The organism is Pseudomonas sp. F01002 (assembly GCF_004402115.1).
Lineage (GTDB): Bacteria > Pseudomonadota > Gammaproteobacteria > Pseudomonadales > Pseudomonadaceae > Aquipseudomonas > Aquipseudomonas frigoris.
The window spans coordinates 88,627-104,948 of record NZ_SOPU01000030.1 but is presented as its reverse complement, the minus strand read 5'-3'; the positions used below and the strand labels follow the sequence as shown (position 1 = coordinate 104,948).

Genomic DNA, 16,322 nt, shown 5'->3' with positions numbered 1-16,322 from the left:
TATACAAGTGGCTTTGCGCAGAGTTTATTCACGGCGGACGGCGCAGGTCAATCCATTTTCTCAAGCGGCCGTTTCATTCGTCGGAAGCCAGATCTACTGTGGCTTTTCGTCGCATGTGGCGCTTTTCGAAAATTATTGTATACAAAAAAATAACTCATTGTGTTCTATTTGTTGCATCGGACTTCTGAACAAAAAGCAGTCCAGCAGCTTTCCCTATAACAAAATGAGGACGGCACCATGAGCGCTTTAACCTTGAAAGTCGCAGTCAACCTGGCCAATCAGGCTATCTCCGCAGGGCGTGCAATCTCGGCGGCTCCATTGACCATCGCCGTACTGGATGCGGGTGGACACTTGGTCACCCTGCAGCGTGAAGACGGCGCCAGCCTGCTGCGCCCGCAGATCGCCATCGGCAAAGCCTGGGGCGCCATCGCCTTGGGCAAAGGCTCACGCCTGCTGGCGCTGGACGCACAACAACGACCGGCGTTTATCGCCGCTTTGAATAGTCTGGGGCAGGGCAGCGTCGTCCCGGCACCGGGCGGTGTATTGATTCGGGATCAGGACGGGAACGTGCTGGGGGCTGTTGGTATCAGCGGTGATCTTTCTGATGTTGATGAGCAATGTGCGATCAACGCGATTGAGGCGTTGGGGTTGCGGGCGGATGCGGGGGTGACGGCTTGATTATGTGGTGACTGATCTACTGCTTTCGCGAGCAAGCCCGCTCCCACACTGGTTCGTCGGTGGACACAAATTGTGTGAACACTGTAGATCAACTGTGGGAGCGGGCTTGCTCGCGAAGGCGGCCTCCCAGACACATCCAGCTAAAAGTCTGCCGCACCCTCAAGCATTCGCAGGTCTAGCCTTTTCATGAATTCATCATGAGAGAAGGCAAAGGAATGCCTGAACTGTCAGCTTCACATCGCCTGCGAATCGGCCGCTATGCCGAGCAAAACAGGGTCTATCTCCTGACTGCCAATACCCTGAAGCGGGAGCCGGTTTTCATGGATTTCAGCTTGGGAAGATTGGTCGTACACCAATTCAAACAAGCACAGGACCAAGGGTTTGCCGACTCTTTGGCCTTTGTCGTCATGCCTGATCATTTTCATTGGCTTGTCCAGTTGCAAAAAGGGTCGCTGGGCCAGTTGATGTGCCAGACCAAATCGTTAAGTACTCGCACAATCAATGCCGCCACAGGCAGAACAGGCAGCCTGTGGCAGCAGAGTTTTCATGATCATGCGGTGCGACGAGAGGAGGATTTGGTGAAGCTTGCTCGATATGTTGTAGCCAACCCATTGCGGGCGGGGCTGGTTGAGAAGCTTGGCGACTATCCGTTGTGGGATGCGATATGGGTTTGACGGGATACCGAGTTGCCTTCTTCGCGAGCAAGCCCGCTCCCACAGGGGATCTTCGGTGTGGTGGAGATCGAGTGTGGGAGCGGGCTTGCTCGCGAATGGCCGCACCACAGTTTAACGGTCAGGCTCACACCCCTTCAGCACCAACCGGATAATCGTCTGCGCCGCCGCTTCATAGTCGGCCTCATCGAGCTTGACCTTTCCGGTCACCGCGGAAATCTGCCAGTCGAAGTCGGCATAGGTCTGGGTCGCGGCCCAGATGCTGAACATCAGGTGGTTGGGGTCGATCGGGGCGATCTGGCCGCGGTCGATCCAGGTCTGGATGCAGTCGATGTTGTGCTTGGCCTGGCCGTTGAGCCGTTCAACCAGATCAGCGCTCAGGTGCGGCGCGCCATGCATGATTTCGCTGGCGAACACCTTGGAGGCGAAGGGCAGGTCGCGGGAGATGCGGATTTTCGAGCGAATGTAGCCGCTCAGCACTTCACTGGGCACGCCGTCGGCATTGAACGGTGTCGAGGCCTGCAGAATCGGTTCGATGATGCTTTCCAGGACCTCGCGGTAGAGGTTTTCCTTGGATTTGAAATAGTAATAGACGTTGGGCTTGGGCAATCCCGCCTTGGCTGCGATGTCACTGGTTTTGGTCGCAGCGAAGCCCTTGTCGGCAAATTCTTCACTGGCGGCACGCAGGATCAGTTCTTTGTTGCGCTCGCGGATGGTGCTCATAAACCAGGGGGTTCCTTGCCTGTTCTGGCGGTTGCGCATGGTAGCACCGGCCTCGCGCGGCGCTCAAGAATGGCCCGTGCGGCACCCGGCCGCGCTATGCTGCGCGGCATTCATTCAAGAAGGAAACCTGATTCATGGCAGGAAGCAGTTTGCTGGTGCTGATCGATGACATCGCCGCGGTACTCGACGATGTGGCGTTGATGACCAAAATGGCCGCCAAGAAAACCGCTGGCGTGCTCGGCGACGATCTGGCACTCAATGCCCAGCAGGTTTCCGGTGTGCGTGCCGAGCGGGAAATCCCGGTGGTGTGGGCGGTGGCCAAGGGGTCGTTTCTCAACAAGCTGATCCTGGTGCCCTCGGCGTTGGCTATCAGCGCGTTCATTCCCTGGCTGGTCACACCGTTGTTGATGATCGGCGGCGCGTACCTGTGTTTCGAAGGTTTCGAAAAGCTGGCCCATAAATTCCTGCACAGCAAGGCTGAAGACCAGGCCGAGCATGCAGAACTGGTCGAGGCCGTGGCTGATCCAGCGGTCGATCTGGTGGCGTTCGAGCAGGACAAGATCAAAGGCGCCATCCGCACCGACTTCATTCTCTCTGCAGAAATCATCGCAATCACCCTGGGCATCGTGGCGGATGCCTCGCTGACTCAACAAGTCATCGTGCTTTCGGGCATTGCCATCGTCATGACCATCGGCGTGTATGGCCTGGTGGCCGGCATCGTCAAACTCGACGACCTCGGCTTGTGGCTGACTCAGAAGCCAGGACAGATGGCCAAAAGCATTGGCGGCGGGATCCTGCGTGCGGCGCCGTACATGATGAAAAGCCTGTCGGTGATCGGCACGGCGGCGATGTTTCTGGTGGGTGGCGGAATTCTCACCCATGGCGTGCCGGTGGTTCATCACTGGATTGAAAGCGTCAGCGCAGGGGCGGGCGGTGCCGGGTTTGTCGTGCCGACGTTGCTGAATGCGGTGGCGGGGATTGTGGCGGGGGCCATTGTGTTGGCCTGTGTCATGGTCGTCAGCAAAATCTACAAGGCGCTGAAAGGCTAAAACCTGGCACTGACCAAAAATGTGGGAGCAAGCCCGCACAGTTGATTTGTGGTGTTTGAGATTCCGTGCATGAAAAAGGCCATTCGATTCGCATCGAATGGCCTTTTTTTGTTGCCGATGAATTACTCGGCGATCTGCAACTTGCGCGACTCGGTGTACACGTAGCGCACTTTCTCGTACTCGAATGGCGAGTTCAGCTGGCCATAGCGGAAGCTGTTCTGGTAGCGCTTGTCGATACCACGCAGGACCCAGATTTCCGGATGGTTTTCGCTGACTTCGGAGACGTTCAGGAAGTTGATCGCCGACTCTGCGGTGAAATCGACCGCCAGGCCCCCGGTGTCGCGGATGTTGGAAGGTCCGAGGATCGGCAGCACGAAGTAGGCGCCGCCCGGTACACCGTAGAAGCCCAGCGTCTGGCCGAAATCTTCGCTCTGGCGCGGCAGGCCCATGGCGGTGGCCGGGTCCCACAGGCCGGCGATGCCGACGGTGGTATTGAGCAGCAGGCGCGCGGTGGTTTCCATCGAGCGCTGCCCCTTGAACTGCAGCAGGCTGTTCAACAGGTTCGGCACGTCACCGAGGTTGTTGAAGAAGTTGCTGACACCGGTGCGCAGGAAACTCGGCGTGATGTAGCGATAGCCATCGACCACTGGCAGGAACACCCATTGGTCGAAGCGGTAGTTGAAGTGGTAGACGCGGCGGTTCCACTCTTCCAGCGGGTCGTAGACGGCCAGCGCGCTAAGCGTCGAGCGTTCGAACTCGCGCTGATCCAGCCCAGGGTTGAATTTGAGTTTGCTCAGCGGCTCCTTGAAGCCGTCATTGTCAATCACAACCGGTGCGTTGGCTTTGCTGTTGTCGGCATTGGCGACGCCTGCACAGAGTAACGCTGCGATAAGCAGGAGATATTTAGCCACGGAAGAACTCCAGCATGGCGTCGCTGTTGACGCGGTAATTAAGGTTGCCGCAATGGCCGCCCAGTGGATAAACGGTCAAACGATCGCCAAAGGTCTTGCGCAGGAAACCAAGGTCGCCAGGGCCGAGGATCACGTCGTCGGCGTTGTGCATGACGGCGATTTTCGGGCTGTCGTGCAGGTAATCCTTGAGTGCATACAAACTGACCTGGTCGATCAGTTGCAGCAGGCTGCCGCCGTCGGTGCGGGCGCGCCACATAGGGATGAGCTGTTCGGTGATGTAACAGTCGAAGTCGCACTGCAGCGCACGCTTGAGGTACGGCGTGAGGCTGGTGCCTTCGGTGATCGGGTACTTCGGCGGGGTGATGAGGCCGCGGCGGTTGATCAGGTCCGAGGTGAAGGCAATGTCGGCGGCCGAGAAGCGGAATGAGGTGCCGATCAGCATAGCCATCTGTTCGTTGCTCAGGTGCTGTTTGGACTGCTGGAAGTCGTAGAGCAGGGCATCGTTGAGGTCAATGTAGCCCTTCTGCTGGAAGTAGCGGGTCAGTTTGTTCAGTACCAGTTCGTAGAACGTTGTGCTGTTGTTGATGCCCTTGACTTCCGTTTGTACAAGCTTGTCCAGGTTGGTGATCGAGGTGTAGAGGTTGACCGGCGGGTTGAGCAGCAAGACTTTCTTGAAGTTAAAGCTGCGACGGGTTTCGTCTAGGTGCGCGACAAATGCCGCGTCCAGGGCACCCAGGCTGTAGCCGGTCAAGTAGTAATCGGTGACGGGGACTTTCGGGTTTTGTGCCCGCACGGCCTGCATTACCCGGTACATGTCTTCGGCATCGTCCTCGGTGATACCCGGGGTGGCAAAGCGTGAGGCGGCGCTCATGAAGTCGAAGCTGGTAGGCGACGACAGTTGCACCACATGGTAGCCGGCCTTGTAGTACAGCTTTTTCAGGTATTCGTTAAGGCTGCTGTCGTAGCGCGCGCCGGTGCCGGAGATCAGGAAAATCAGCGGTGCGGCTTTATCCTGAGTGGCGATGCGATAGGTGAGCTTCTTCACCGGCCAGAAGTTGTCCGGCAGGTCGAACTCACGCTCCGGGCGCAAGGTAACGCTGCGTGTCTGCTGATCGATGTCGTCGTCCAGCGGCAACTCCGGACGCAGGTTCGGCGGTGTCGTGGCAATGGTCGCCTCGAACGGGTTGGTCAAGGGGTAGCCATAGCTGGCAGCGTCGATATCGACGGCCAGTGCGGACGCACTCAAAATAAGGCCGCCAAACAGGGCGGCGAAGCGCAAGGAACGGAGCATGACTAGATCCCTTAGAGAAAGGTGCCGAATGAAGTTCGCAGGCTATGACCACGGGGTTTGCGCCAAAGTGCCATGGATCGGCACCAATCAGGCCTAATTTCGGAGTAATAGTAGCTGGACGATACACTTTGCAGCGATTTCGTGACCAATTATCTCTTGCACGCGTTTGCTTACCGCTGGCGGGGGATTAAGCTGGCCGCCGTTTTCGTTTATTGGAGTGCTTCATGTCCCGCCGTCTGCCTGTGATTCTGCTGCTCGTTCTCCTGCCATTATGGCTGGCCGCCAGTTATGGCGCGCGTTATGGCTTTATGGAGGATGCTCAATGGGTCGGCATCTGCGTGGACGAAGCGAGTCGCTGGGAATGCCAGGTTCGTTCAAGCCTGGGCTTGATGATTCACTTCAATGTCTTGGGCTTCGCGGCATTGGCGGCAGCCGTTATCGGTTTTGTGCTGCCGGGCCGGGCAGGGTGGTGGTTGGCAGTGCTGGCGCTGGTGTTCGGGTTTCCGGCGTTGGCGTTGTACAACACAACTTTGGCTGTTTTTTCGGTGGTGATTGCTGGGTTGCGTCTGGTCAGGGCTTCCCGCAGCGCCTGACAGTCAGTCTTCGCGAGCAAGCCCGCTCCCACATTCGAACGCATCTATCATGAGAACGCGGTCAAATGTGGGAGCGGGCTTGCTCGCGAAGGGGCCAGCAGATGCACCGAAGATTTACCCCTTGCGAACCCGCAAACTGCGCCACAACGCTGCAACCATCAACACACTCACCAGCGCCCAACCCCAGGCCTGCTGATTCTGCAACCCTTCACGGTAAAGCTGTGGCGCAATGCCAGCACCGATGATGAAGGTCAGCAGGGCAATCTCCCGACGCGGCACGCTCACCGGGCGGCACAGATAGACCAGCGCCGGCAGGATGAATGCAACACTCGGGAAGCTGCGATAACGCGGATCGAACACCAGCTCCAGCATCGTCACCGCAGCGGCAAAACCGGCCGCGGCGAGCAACCAGCCCGCCCGACGTTCCAGCGCATTGAACGCCCGTCCGCGCCAGCCAGTGCGAGCGCTCAGAGTCAGTGCCGCATGGGCCAGCACCAACACGTTCAGCGCCGTCAGCAAAGCGACCCACAACCACTCACTGCCAAACCGCGTAGTGACACGGGCCAGGTCGCCCCAGGCGCCAATCGAGCAGGCGGCCAGTGCACCGAGCAGCGGTAGAACCAGCGCTGCGCGAGTGCTGCGTACACGTCCACCGAGGATGAGTGTGCCGAGGAAGATCAAACCACCCACCACCAGCCACTGCGTCCAGTAAGGCACGTTCGACACCGGACCGGCGAGCACGCCCTTGTCCTGGCGATCGGCATCGAACAGCCCCCAGTAACCACCGACCGCACCTTCGCTGGCGCGTTTCCACGGCTGGTCGAAGGCTTCGATCAGGTTGTAATGCCAGCCTTGCTGCTCCGCCATGATGACAAAACCACGAATGAACTTGGCTTCATTGACCCGGCTCGGCAGGGCGGTTTCACGCTGACGGCCTTCGCTGGGCCAGCCGGTTTCGCCAATCATCACGTCCTTGGGTGCGAACTTGTTGCCGAACACCTGACGTACTTCGGCCACATGCTGCAGGGCGGCGTCGATGTTCGACGGGTCATCTTCCCAGTACGGCAACAAATGGATGGTCAGGAAATCCACCGCCGGGGCGATTTCCGGGTGCTTGAGCCAGAACTCCCAGACGTCGGCGTAAGTGACAGGTTGTTTGACCTGGCTTTTGACTTTATTAATGAGCTTGGCCAGCTGCGCGCCAGTGACTTCCTTGCGCAACAGGGTTTCATTGCCGACGATCACTGAGGTCACCACGTCTGCGTTGGCGTTGGCCGAGGCGATCAGCAGGTCGACTTCCTTGGCGGTGTCCACCGGGTTGCTGTTGACCCAGGCGCCGATCATCAGTTTCAGCCCGTGCTTGCGCGCCAGGTCGGGCAGGGCCTCGAGGCCGGTCATGGAATAGGTGCGGATGCATTCGAAGCTTTTGGCCAGCAGCGCGAGGTCGGCGTCCATGCGCTCGGGGCGCAGCTTGAACGGCTGATCGAACGGCGATTGGTCCTTGTCGAACGGGGTGTAGGAGGCGCATTGCAACTTGTGCGTCGCGCTGGCCACGTCCGGCAGCACCACCGGTTTACCGAGGCCGTACCAGAAGCCACCAAGGGCAAAAAGCCCCAGCAGGCAGGCGAATAGGTAAGCAAAGAAAGGAAAGCGGGATGTCGCGGGCATGGTCAGGCCGTCTGGGAGCAAAGCCGCGCATGTTACCTTCATTTGCCGCGTGCTTGGTGGCCTGCATACTTTTGACATGCAAAGTTTGGGCGGATTGGCCGGCGGACTTCCGGTGGTCTAGATTAATGGCGTTCTGATGTCGTTTCTCGATGCCTTGAGGTCGCTGGCAGAGCAGGTCGCCATTGTCTTGAGGTTGATTATCGACGCATCAGTGCTCTCATAGATAAATCGCGCTGATGTTCGGACGAGTTTGCGGTGGGCGTGATGGGGGCGCTGTGCACCATAACAATACGTTGACGCGACTCGGCATCCGTCGAGCGCAGCACTTTCGGGGAAGTAACGATGAAGATGCGACGACTCTTGGGCGCCGGTGCCGCTTTGGTGCTGGCGATCAGTTCTACTGTAGCCAGCGCCGAAGGCAAGGCAGTGACTATCGGTTATGTCGACGGCTGGTCGGACAGTGTTGCCACGACCAACGTGGCCGCTGAAGTGATCAGGCAGAAACTCGGTTATGACGTGAAACTGCAAGCAGTCGCCACCGGGATCATGTGGCAGGGTGTGGCCACTGGCAAACTCGATGCCATGATGTCTGCGTGGCTGCCTGTGACTCATGGTGAATACTGGACCAAGAACAAGGATCAAGTCGTCGATTACGGTCCGAACTTCAAGGACGCGAGAATTGGCCTGATCGTGCCGGAGTACGTCAAAGCTAAAAGTATTGCCGATCTGAAAACCGACGACAGCTTCAAAGGTCGCATCGTCGGCATCGACGCCGGTTCGGGCGTGATGCTCAAGTCCGAGCAGGCAATCAAGGACTACGATCTGACCGGCTATCAACTCAAGGCCAGTTCCGGCGCCGGCATGATTGCCGAGCTGACCCGTGCCGAGAAGAAAAACGAATCCATTGCTGTCACCGGTTGGGTGCCGCACTGGATGTTCGCCAAGTGGAAACTGCGCTTCCTGGACGATCCGAAAGGCGTTTATGGTGCGGCTGAAACTGTAAACAACATCGGCAGCAAAGAGCTGGCAACCAAGGCGCCGGAAGTTGCCAAGTTCATGAAGAACTTCCAGTGGGCGTCGAAAGACGAAATCGGCGAAGTCATGTTGGCCATTCAGGATGGTGCCAAACCTGAAGTCGCCGCGAAGGATTGGGTGGCCAAACACCCGGAACGCGTTGCAGACTGGACCAAATGATTTGAGCTGACGCGTCTGGTCAGCACTTCTCAAGGCCCCTTGGCAGTCATGCCAAGGGGCCTTTTGCTTTTCCCCAGTGGGAGCGAGCCTGCTCGCGAAGGCGGTGTGTTAGTCGACATAGATATTGACTGACACACCGCCTTCGCGAGCAAGCCCGCTCCCACATTGTTTAGTGGATGCTGGGAAATGGCGATTCTGTCATGTCGTTCTAATACTAAGGTCGTCTGGAACCAGTTCCGTAGCCGCATAGAGTGGATAACGTTCCAACTTCATCTGTGCTGCGAGGATAAAAACAATGAACGACAGCATTTACCTCTCGATTCAAAACAGCCCGCTCTTCAAGGAGCTGGTTAGTAAGCGAGAAAGGTTCGCCTGGATTCTTTCGGCGATCATGCTTGGGCTTTACTCCGGATTCATCCTTTTGATTGCTTACGGGCCGCATATTCTGGGGGCGAAAATCAGCCCCGAGTCTTCGATTACCTGGGGGATACCGATTGGTGTCGGGCTGATTCTCTCGGCCTTTATCCTGACTGCAATCTACGTACGACGCGCCAATGGCGAATTCGACGACCTGAACAATGCGATTCTCAAGGAGGCTCAGCAATGATCCGGCGTCTAATGGCTCTATTGAGCATCGCAGCCTTTGCACCTGGCGCCTGGGCAGGTGAAGCCCTGACCGGCGAAGTGCACAAACAACCGCTCAACGTTTCCGCGATCCTGATGTTCGTCGCGTTCGTGGGTCTGACCCTGTGCATCACCTACTGGGCCTCCAAGCGCAACAATTCGGCGGCTGACTACTATGCGGCGGGTGGCAAGATCACCGGCTTCCAGAACGGTCTGGCAATTGCTGGCGACTACATGTCGGCGGCGTCCTTCCTGGGTATTTCCGCCCTGGTGTTCACCTCTGGCTACGACGGCCTGATCTACTCGATCGGCTTCCTGGTGGGCTGGCCGATCATTCTGTTCCTGATCGCCGAGCGCTTGCGTAACCTGGGTAAATACACCTTTGCCGACGTGGCGTCCTATCGCCTTGGGCAAACCCAGATCCGCACGCTGTCCGCTTGCGGCTCGCTGGTGGTGGTGGCGTTCTACCTGATCGCGCAAATGGTCGGTGCCGGCAAGCTGATTCAGCTGCTGTTCGGTCTCGACTACTACGTTGCCGTGATCCTGGTCGGTATCCTGATGTGCATGTACGTGTTGTTCGGCGGCATGCTGGCGACCACTTGGGTGCAGATCATCAAGGCCGTGTTGCTGCTGTCCGGTGCTACGTTCATGGCACTGATGGTCATGAAGCACGTCAACTTCGACTTCAGCATGCTGTTTTCCGAGGCGATCAAGGTTCACCCTAAAGGAGAAGCGATCATGAGCCCGGGCGGCCTGGTGAAAGATCCGGTCTCGGCATTCTCCCTTGGCCTGGCACTGATGTTCGGTACCGCTGGCCTGCCGCACATTCTGATGCGCTTCTTCACCGTGAGTGACGCGAAAGAAGCTCGCAAGAGCGTGCTGTATGCAACCGGCTTCATTGGCTACTTCTACATCCTGACGTTCATCATCGGCTTTGGCGCGATCCTGCTGGTCAGCACCAACCCTGCCTTTAAAGATGCTGCTGGCGCGCTGTTGGGCGGCAACAACATGGCGGCGGTGCACCTGGCTAATGCGGTCGGTGGCAGCATCTTCCTGGGCTTCATCTCGGCAGTCGCGTTCGCAACCATTCTGGCTGTAGTGGCTGGTTTGACGCTGGCCGGTGCTACGGCGGTGTCTCACGACCTTTACGCCAGTGTGATCAAGAAGGGCAAAGCCAACGACAAGGATGAGATCCGCGTCTCGAAAATCACCACCATCTGTCTGGGTGTGTTGGCGATCGGTCTGGGCATTCTGTTCGAAAGCCAGAACATCGCGTTCATGGTGGGCCTGGCGTTCTCCATCGCGGCGAGCTGTAACTTCCCCGTGCTGCTGCTTTCCATGTACTGGAAGAAGCTGACCACACGTGGTGCGATGATCGGCGGCTGGTTGGGTCTGATCAGTGCCGTTGGTTTGATGGTCCTTGGGCCAACCATTTGGGTGCAGATTCTGCATCACGAGAAGGCTATCTTCCCGTATGAGTACCCGGCGCTGTTCTCCATGGCCATTGCGTTTATCGGGATCTGGTTCTTCTCGATCACTGACAAGTCGACTGCGGCTGACAATGAGCGGGCGCTGTTCTTCCCTCAGTTTGTTCGTTCGCAGACTGGTTTGGGGGCGAGTGGGGCGGTTGCTCACTAAGGCTTCAGGTTTGTTTATATAAGCTGCGTTAGATAGAAATGCCCCGGTCGAGAGATTGGGGCATTTTTGTTTGAGTAGTGCTTTGAGAGTTGTGTTGGCCGGCATGCCGCCTTCGCGAGCAAGCCCGCTCCCACATTAGATCTCCTGAGTACGCAAACTCCGCGAACAACCGAGATCAAGTGTGGGAGCGGGCTTGCTCGCGAAGGCGGCAGACCAGTCGGTGCAATACTTGAGGAGAGCAGGGTAAATGGCACAAACAAAAACGGCCTCTATTTAATAGAGGCCGTTCCCGGTGCAACTCAAGACGTTATCGCAAGACAGGTCTTATTTGCGGTCTTCCAGCTTGGTGATGTCACGCGACTCGTAGCCGGTGTACAGCTGGCGCGGACGGCCAATCTTGTACGGGCTGGAGAGCATTTCTTTCCAGTGGGAGATCCAGCCGACAGTCCGCGCCAGGGCGAAGATCACGGTGAACATGCTGGTTGGAATGCCGATCGCCTTGAGGATGATCCCCGAGTAGAAGTCGACGTTCGGGTACAGCGAGCGTTCGATGAAGTACGGGTCGGTCAGGGCGATCTCTTCCAGGCGCATGGCCAGTTCGAGTTGCGGATCGTTGGTGATGCCCAGTTCCTTCAGCACTTCGTCGCAGGTCTGCTTCATGACTGTTGCGCGTGGGTCGCGGTTTTTGTAAACCCGGTGACCGAAGCCCATCAGCTTGAACGGATCGTTCTTGTCCTTGGCCTTGGCAATGTACTTGTCGATGTTCGACACATCGCCAATTTCATCGAGCATGGTCAGAACAGCTTCGTTCGCGCCGCCGTGGGCAGGGCCCCACAGTGCAGCGATGCCGGCGGCGATACAGGCGAACGGGTTGGCACCCGAAGAGCCGGCCAGGCGTACGGTGGAAGTCGATGCGTTCTGCTCGTGGTCGGCATGGAGGATGAAGATCTTGTCCATGGCGTTGGCGAGCACCGGGCTGATCGGTTTGATCTCGCACGGGGTGTTGAACATCATGTGCAGGAAGTTTTCCGCGTACGTCAGGTCGTTGCGCGGGTACATCATGGGTTGCCCCATCGAGTACTTGTAAACCATCGCTGCCAGGGTCGGCATCTTGGCAACCAGGCGGATCGCGGAGATTTCGCGATGCTGCGGGTTATTGATGTCCAGGGAGTCGTGGTAGAAGGCCGAGAGGGCGCCGACTACGCCGCACATGACGGCCATCGGGTGGGCGTCGCGACGGAAACCGTTGAAGAACGTCTTCAGCTGCTCGTGAACCATGGTGTGGTTCTTCACGGTGCTGACGAACTGGGCCTTCTGTTCTGCGGTCGGCAATTCGCCGTTGAGCAGCAGATAGCAGGTTTCCAGGTAGTCCGACTTTTCAGCCAGCTGTTCGATCGGGTAGCCGCGGTGCAGCAGGATGCCGTTGTCGCCGTCGATATAGGTGATCTTCGACTCGCAGGAAGCTGTCGACATGAAACCAGGGTCAAAGGTGAAACGGCCCGTGGCCGTCAGGCCCCGAACATCGATAACATCGGGACCAACGGTGCCGGTTAAAATGGGCAGCTCGACGGGGGCTGCGCCCTCGATGATCAACTGCGCTTTTTTGTCAGCCATGTGGCCTCCTATTTATGCTTGAAATCATCAGACAGACCCCCCACGCAGGGCCCGCACCACTATAGTGAGATAAATTCGAATGTCAATTTGCCTAAAGTCTTGCTCCAGAAGGCTTTAACCGGACTTTTTCCTCGAAATTGACTGCCATTTACGCCTTTTATACGACTTGTGCAATGAGCTATTAGGGGAAGGCGATTGCGTTGTCATTAGTAGCCTAACTGTCTATACTCGGCCTCCGACCGCCAGGGGCTTTTGGGCCTGCTTTACTGGGGGTCGCACTCCCTGGGTGGTGGGTACCTGACCAGTGCACTCCCCAACAACTTTGCCCTGATTGTTAGGGGCTCTTCAGTGTGAAAAAAAGCCGTGAATAGCCAACGACCTGTAAACCTAGACCTAAGGACCATCAAACTCCCAGTCACTGCTTACACGTCCATTCTTCACCGAATCTCCGGAATCATCCTCTTTGTCAGCCTGGCCATCATGCTTTATGCATTGGACAAGTCGCTCGACTCGGAAGAAGGCTTCGGTCAGGTGAAAGCGTGTCTGACCAGTCCGCTAGCCAAGCTAGTGACATGGGGCATCCTGTCCGCCTTGCTGTATCACTTGGTTGCCGGTGTGCGCCACTTGATGATGGACATGGGCATCGGCGAGTCGCTTGAGGGCGGCAAACTGGGCTCGAAAATCGTTATCGCCGTTTCCGTGGTGGTAATCGTTCTGGCAGGAGTTTGGATATGGTAACTAACGTCACGAACCTGTCGCGTTCGGGCCTCTATGACTGGATGGCACAGCGTGTGTCTGCGGTCGTTCTCGCGGCTTATTTCATATTCCTGATCGGATACGTCATTGCCCATCCTGGCATCGGCTACGCCCAATGGCATGAACTGTTCGCAAGCAACTGGATGCGTATTTTCAGTCTCCTGGCCCTCGTTGCCCTCGGCGCTCACGCCTGGGTCGGCATGTGGACCATCGCGACCGACTACCTGACGCCAATGGCGTTCGGCAAGTCCGCGACTGCAATACGTTTCCTCTTCCAGGCAGTATGCGGCGTCGCGATGTTCGCGTACTTCGTCTGGGGTGTGCAGATTCTTTGGGGTATCTGATTCATGTCTACTACAGTTAATACGCTTTCGTTCGACGCCATCATTATTGGCGGCGGCGGTGCCGGCATGCGCGCTGCGCTGCAGCTGGCACAAGGTGGTCACAAGACTGCCGTAGTTACCAAGGTTTTCCCGACTCGTTCGCACACTGTATCCGCCCAGGGCGGCATCACCTGCGCCATCGCCTCGGCAGATCCGAACGATGACTGGCGCTGGCACATGTACGATACCGTCAAGGGTTCCGACTATATCGGTGACCAGGACGCTATCGAATACATGTGTTCCGTAGGCCCGGAAGCGGTCTTCGAACTCGAGCACATGGGTTTGCCGTTCTCCCGTACCGAACAAGGCCGCATCTATCAGCGTCCGTTCGGCGGTCAGTCGAAAGACTTCGGTAAAGGTGGCCAGGCTGCCCGTACTTGCGCCGCTGCCGACCGTACCGGTCACGCACTGCTGCACACCCTGTACCAGGCCAACCTGAAGGCCGGCACCGTATTTCTCAACGAATACTACGGCGTCGACCTGGTGAAGAACGAAGACGGTGCCTTTGTCGGCATGATCGTCATCTGCATCGAAACCGGCGAAACTTCCTACGTCCGTGCTAACGCCACCGTATTGGCGACCGGCGGTGCAGGTCGTATCTACTCGTCCACCACCAACGCCCTGATCAACACCGGTGACGGCGTCGGCATGGCTCTGCGTGCTGGCGTGCCGGTACAAGACATTGAAATGTGGCAGTTCCACCCAACCGGCATCGCCGGCGCCGGTGTACTGGTTACTGAAGGCTGCCGCGGTGAAGGCGGTTACCTGATCAACAAGCACGGCGAGCGTTTCATGGAGCGTTATGCTCCGAACGCCAAAGACCTGGCTGGTCGTGACGTGGTTGCTCGCTCGATGGTTAAAGAAATCATCGCCGGCAACGGTTGTGGTCCGGATGGCGACCATGTAATGCTGAAACTCGATCACCTCGGTGAAGAAGTTCTGCACAGCCGTCTGCCAGGCATCATGGAACTGTCCAAGACCTTCGCTCACGTCGATCCAGCCGTGGCGCCGATTCCGGTCGTTCCAACCTGCCACTATATGATGGGCGGCGTGCCGACCAACATTCACGGTCAGGCAATCACTCAGGACGCCGACGGCGTTGACCAGATCATCCCGGGTCTGTTCGCAGTAGGCGAAGTTGCCTGCGTATCGGTTCACGGTGCCAACCGTCTGGGCGGCAACTCGCTGCTCGACCTGGTGGTATTCGGTCGTGCGGCCGGCCTGTTCCTGGAACAGACCCTGAAAGAAGGCGTCGACTACACTCGCGCTCGCCAGTCCGACATCGACGCTGCCCTGGCACGTCTCGATGGCCTGAACTCGCGTACCGAAGGCGAAGATGTCGCCACCCTGCGTAAAGAGCTGCAAAGCTGCATGCAGAATTACTTCGGTGTATTCCGTACCGGTGAATACATGCAGAAGGGTATTGCCCAGCTGGCTGATCTGCGTGGCCGTATCGCCAACGTCAAGATCAACGACAAGAGCCAGGCGTTCAACACCGCTCGTATCGAAGCTCTGGAATTGCAGAACCTGCTGGAAGTGGCCGAAGCTACCGCCATCGCTGCAGAGATCCGCAAAGAGTCCCGCGGCGCTCACGCCCGTGAAGACTACGAAGATCGCGACGACGAAAACTGGCTGTGCCACACCCTGTACTTCCCGGGTGACAAGCGCGTAACCAAGCGTGCTGTGAACTTCTCGCCGAAGACTGTTCCGACTTTTGAACCTAAGATTCGGACTTATTAAGGGTGGCCGCCATGTTGCAAGTCAGTGTTTATCGCTACAACCCTGATCAGGACGCTGCGCCGTTCATGCAGGAATTTTCGGTCGATACCGGTGGTAAAGACCTGATGGTGCTGGACGTGCTGGCCCTGATCAAAGAGCAGGACGAAGGTTTCTCCTATCGTCGCTCTTGCCGTGAAGGTGTTTGCGGTTCCGACGGCATGAACATCAACGGCAAAAACGGTCTGGCGTGCGTCACGCCGCTGTCCGCTGTCGTAAAAGGTAACAAGCTGATCGTTCGTCCTCTGCCAGGTTTGCCGGTTATCCGTGACCTGGTCGTCGATATGAGCATCTTCTACAAGCAATACGAAAAGGTTAAGCCATACCTGCAGAACGACACGCCGGCTCCGGCCATCGAACGTCTGCAGACCCCTGAAGAGCGTGAAAAGCTCGACGGTCTGTACGAGTGCATCCTGTGCGCTTGCTGCTCGACCTCTTGCCCGTCCTTCTGGTGGAACCCGGACAAGTTCCTGGGTCCAGCTGCTCTGCTGCAAGCGTATCGCTTCCTGGCAGACAGCCGCGACACCAAGACTGCCGAGCGTCTGGCTTCGCTGGATGACCCGTTCAGCGTATTCCGCTGCCGCGGGATCATGAACTGCGTCAACGTCTGCCCGAAAGGCCTGAACCCGACTAAGGCCATCGGTCACGTACGTAACATGCTGCTGCAAAGCGGCGTGTGATTCAGCTGCTGTAACCGGCTGTTGTAAATGTAGTACCGCTGTACCCGTAGATGCTACGGCGCAGGCTTCAACC

At 57.6% G+C, this 16,322-nt stretch carries 16 protein-coding genes; 11 read left to right on the top strand and 5 right to left on the bottom strand.

Annotation, left to right across the window (positions count from 1 at the left end):
• The first annotated feature begins 237 nt into the window (after positions 1 to 237).
• Entirely contained in the window at positions 238 to 678 is a 441-nt protein-coding gene (locus tag E3W21_RS25075) for a heme-binding protein (RefSeq protein ID WP_008145573.1), read from the top strand.
• 215 nt (positions 679 to 893) lie between these two features.
• A complete protein-coding gene (locus tag E3W21_RS25070) occupies positions 894 to 1,352 on the top strand; it encodes a transposase (RefSeq protein ID WP_129445130.1) in 459 nt (152 codons plus the stop codon).
• 111 nt (positions 1,353 to 1,463) lie between these two features.
• Here the strand turns inward: E3W21_RS25070 and E3W21_RS25065 are convergent, their stop codons facing one another.
• Positions 1,464 to 2,072: a TetR/AcrR family transcriptional regulator gene (locus E3W21_RS25065; protein WP_129442265.1), complete on the bottom strand. Its 609-nt coding sequence runs from the start codon at positions 2,070 to 2,072 to the stop codon at positions 1,464 to 1,466.
• 134 nt (positions 2,073 to 2,206) lie between these two features.
• On the opposite strand from E3W21_RS25065, the gene E3W21_RS25060 reads away from it, so the two are divergent.
• A complete protein-coding gene (locus E3W21_RS25060; protein WP_134422221.1) occupies positions 2,207 to 3,121 on the top strand; it encodes a DUF808 domain-containing protein in 915 nt (304 codons plus the stop codon).
• Between the two features lie 122 nt (positions 3,122 to 3,243).
• Here the strand turns inward: E3W21_RS25060 and E3W21_RS25055 are convergent, their stop codons facing one another.
• Both E3W21_RS25055 and E3W21_RS25050 read right to left on the bottom strand, forming a co-directional pair.
• Positions 3,244 to 4,032 carry a VacJ family lipoprotein gene (locus E3W21_RS25055; RefSeq protein ID WP_134422220.1) on the bottom strand — a complete coding sequence of 263 codons (789 nt, stop codon included), beginning with the start codon at positions 4,030 to 4,032 and terminating at the stop codon, positions 3,244 to 3,246.
• Positions 4,025 to 5,323, bottom strand: coding sequence for a serine/threonine protein kinase (locus E3W21_RS25050; protein ID WP_134422219.1), 1,299 nt, complete (start codon positions 5,321 to 5,323; stop codon positions 4,025 to 4,027). Before E3W21_RS25050 ends, E3W21_RS25055 begins: the two co-directional genes overlap by 8 nt.
• Positions 5,324 to 5,547: 224 nt before the next feature.
• Between E3W21_RS25050 and E3W21_RS25045 the strand changes: the two genes are divergently transcribed.
• Entirely contained in the window at positions 5,548 to 5,916 is a 369-nt protein-coding gene (locus E3W21_RS25045) for a hypothetical protein (RefSeq protein ID WP_134422218.1), read from the top strand.
• 114 nt (positions 5,917 to 6,030) lie between these two features.
• Here E3W21_RS25045 and E3W21_RS25040 read toward each other — a convergent pair whose 3' ends face one another.
• Positions 6,031 to 7,626 (bottom strand): beta (1-6) glucans synthase, encoded by a 1,596-nt coding sequence (locus E3W21_RS25040; protein ID WP_134422217.1) that lies wholly within the window; start codon positions 7,624 to 7,626, stop codon positions 6,031 to 6,033.
• A gap of 300 nt (positions 7,627 to 7,926) precedes the next feature.
• Here E3W21_RS25040 and E3W21_RS25030 point away from each other — a divergent pair, with 300 nt between their 5' ends.
• From E3W21_RS25030 to E3W21_RS25020, 3 genes are all read left to right on the top strand, one after another.
• Positions 7,927 to 8,778: a glycine betaine ABC transporter substrate-binding protein gene (locus E3W21_RS25030; protein WP_129442276.1), complete on the top strand. Its 852-nt coding sequence runs from the start codon at positions 7,927 to 7,929 to the stop codon at positions 8,776 to 8,778.
• A gap of 295 nt (positions 8,779 to 9,073) precedes the next feature.
• Entirely contained in the window at positions 9,074 to 9,385 is a 312-nt protein-coding gene (locus tag E3W21_RS25025) for a DUF485 domain-containing protein (protein ID WP_129442278.1), read from the top strand.
• A complete protein-coding gene (locus E3W21_RS25020) occupies positions 9,382 to 11,040 on the top strand; it encodes a cation acetate symporter (protein ID WP_134422216.1) in 1,659 nt (552 codons plus the stop codon). The genes E3W21_RS25025 and E3W21_RS25020 overlap by 4 nt, the downstream gene beginning before the upstream one ends.
• 324 nt (positions 11,041 to 11,364) lie before the next feature.
• Here E3W21_RS25020 and gltA read toward each other — a convergent pair whose 3' ends face one another.
• On the bottom strand, positions 11,365 to 12,654 hold the full coding sequence (gene gltA, locus E3W21_RS25015) for a citrate synthase (protein WP_008148584.1): 1,290 nt from the start codon (positions 12,652 to 12,654) through the stop codon (positions 11,365 to 11,367).
• A gap of 363 nt (positions 12,655 to 13,017) precedes the next feature.
• Here gltA and sdhC point away from each other — a divergent pair, with 363 nt between their 5' ends.
• Genes sdhC through E3W21_RS24995 form a run of 4 tightly spaced genes read left to right on the top strand, consistent with a single transcriptional unit; the run spans position 13,018 to position 16,249 of the window.
• Positions 13,018 to 13,392 carry a succinate dehydrogenase, cytochrome b556 subunit gene (sdhC, locus tag E3W21_RS25010; protein ID WP_033053500.1) on the top strand — a complete coding sequence of 125 codons (375 nt, stop codon included), beginning with the start codon at positions 13,018 to 13,020 and terminating at the stop codon, positions 13,390 to 13,392.
• Positions 13,386 to 13,754 carry a succinate dehydrogenase, hydrophobic membrane anchor protein gene (gene sdhD / locus E3W21_RS25005; protein WP_129442282.1) on the top strand — a complete coding sequence of 123 codons (369 nt, stop codon included), beginning with the start codon at positions 13,386 to 13,388 and terminating at the stop codon, positions 13,752 to 13,754. The genes sdhC and sdhD overlap by 7 nt, the downstream gene beginning before the upstream one ends.
• Positions 13,755 to 13,757: 3 nt before the next feature.
• The gene (gene sdhA / locus E3W21_RS25000; RefSeq protein ID WP_129442284.1) at positions 13,758 to 15,533 is read left to right on the top strand and encodes a succinate dehydrogenase flavoprotein subunit; all 1,776 of its coding nucleotides are present in this window, start codon (positions 13,758 to 13,760) and stop codon (positions 15,531 to 15,533) included.
• 11 nt (positions 15,534 to 15,544) lie between these two features.
• Positions 15,545 to 16,249, top strand: a complete 705-nt coding sequence (locus tag E3W21_RS24995; RefSeq protein ID WP_008148594.1) for a succinate dehydrogenase iron-sulfur subunit — start codon at positions 15,545 to 15,547, stop codon at positions 16,247 to 16,249.
• Positions 16,250 to 16,322 lie beyond the last annotated feature (73 nt).

What these genes read in the sequence shown, in the direction of transcription:
- E3W21_RS25075 (WP_008145573.1), top strand. Translation starts at nt 238, where the DNA reads ATGAGCGCTTTAACCTTGAAAGTCGCAGTCAACCTGGCCAATCAGGCT.
- E3W21_RS25070 (WP_129445130.1), top strand. Translation starts at nt 894, where the DNA reads ATGCCTGAACTGTCAGCTTCACATCGCCTGCGAATCGGCCGCTATGCC.
- E3W21_RS25065 (WP_129442265.1), bottom strand. Translation starts at nt 2,072, where the DNA reads ATGAGCACCATCCGCGAGCGCAACAAAGAACTGATCCTGCGTGCCGCC.
- E3W21_RS25060 (WP_134422221.1), top strand. Translation starts at nt 2,207, where the DNA reads ATGGCAGGAAGCAGTTTGCTGGTGCTGATCGATGACATCGCCGCGGTA.
- E3W21_RS25050 (WP_134422219.1), bottom strand. Translation starts at nt 5,323, where the DNA reads ATGCTCCGTTCCTTGCGCTTCGCCGCCCTGTTTGGCGGCCTTATTTTG.
- E3W21_RS25045 (WP_134422218.1), top strand. Translation starts at nt 5,548, where the DNA reads ATGTCCCGCCGTCTGCCTGTGATTCTGCTGCTCGTTCTCCTGCCATTA.
- E3W21_RS25040 (WP_134422217.1), bottom strand. Translation starts at nt 7,626, where the DNA reads ATGAAGGTAACATGCGCGGCTTTGCTCCCAGACGGCCTGACCATGCCC.
- E3W21_RS25030 (WP_129442276.1), top strand. Translation starts at nt 7,927, where the DNA reads ATGAAGATGCGACGACTCTTGGGCGCCGGTGCCGCTTTGGTGCTGGCG.
- E3W21_RS25025 (WP_129442278.1), top strand. Translation starts at nt 9,074, where the DNA reads ATGAACGACAGCATTTACCTCTCGATTCAAAACAGCCCGCTCTTCAAG.
- E3W21_RS25020 (WP_134422216.1), top strand. Translation starts at nt 9,382, where the DNA reads ATGATCCGGCGTCTAATGGCTCTATTGAGCATCGCAGCCTTTGCACCT.
- gltA (WP_008148584.1), bottom strand. Translation starts at nt 12,654, where the DNA reads ATGGCTGACAAAAAAGCGCAGTTGATCATCGAGGGCGCAGCCCCCGTC.
- sdhD (WP_129442282.1), top strand. Translation starts at nt 13,386, where the DNA reads ATGGTAACTAACGTCACGAACCTGTCGCGTTCGGGCCTCTATGACTGG.
- sdhA (WP_129442284.1), top strand. Translation starts at nt 13,758, where the DNA reads ATGTCTACTACAGTTAATACGCTTTCGTTCGACGCCATCATTATTGGC.
- E3W21_RS24995 (WP_008148594.1), top strand. Translation starts at nt 15,545, where the DNA reads ATGTTGCAAGTCAGTGTTTATCGCTACAACCCTGATCAGGACGCTGCG.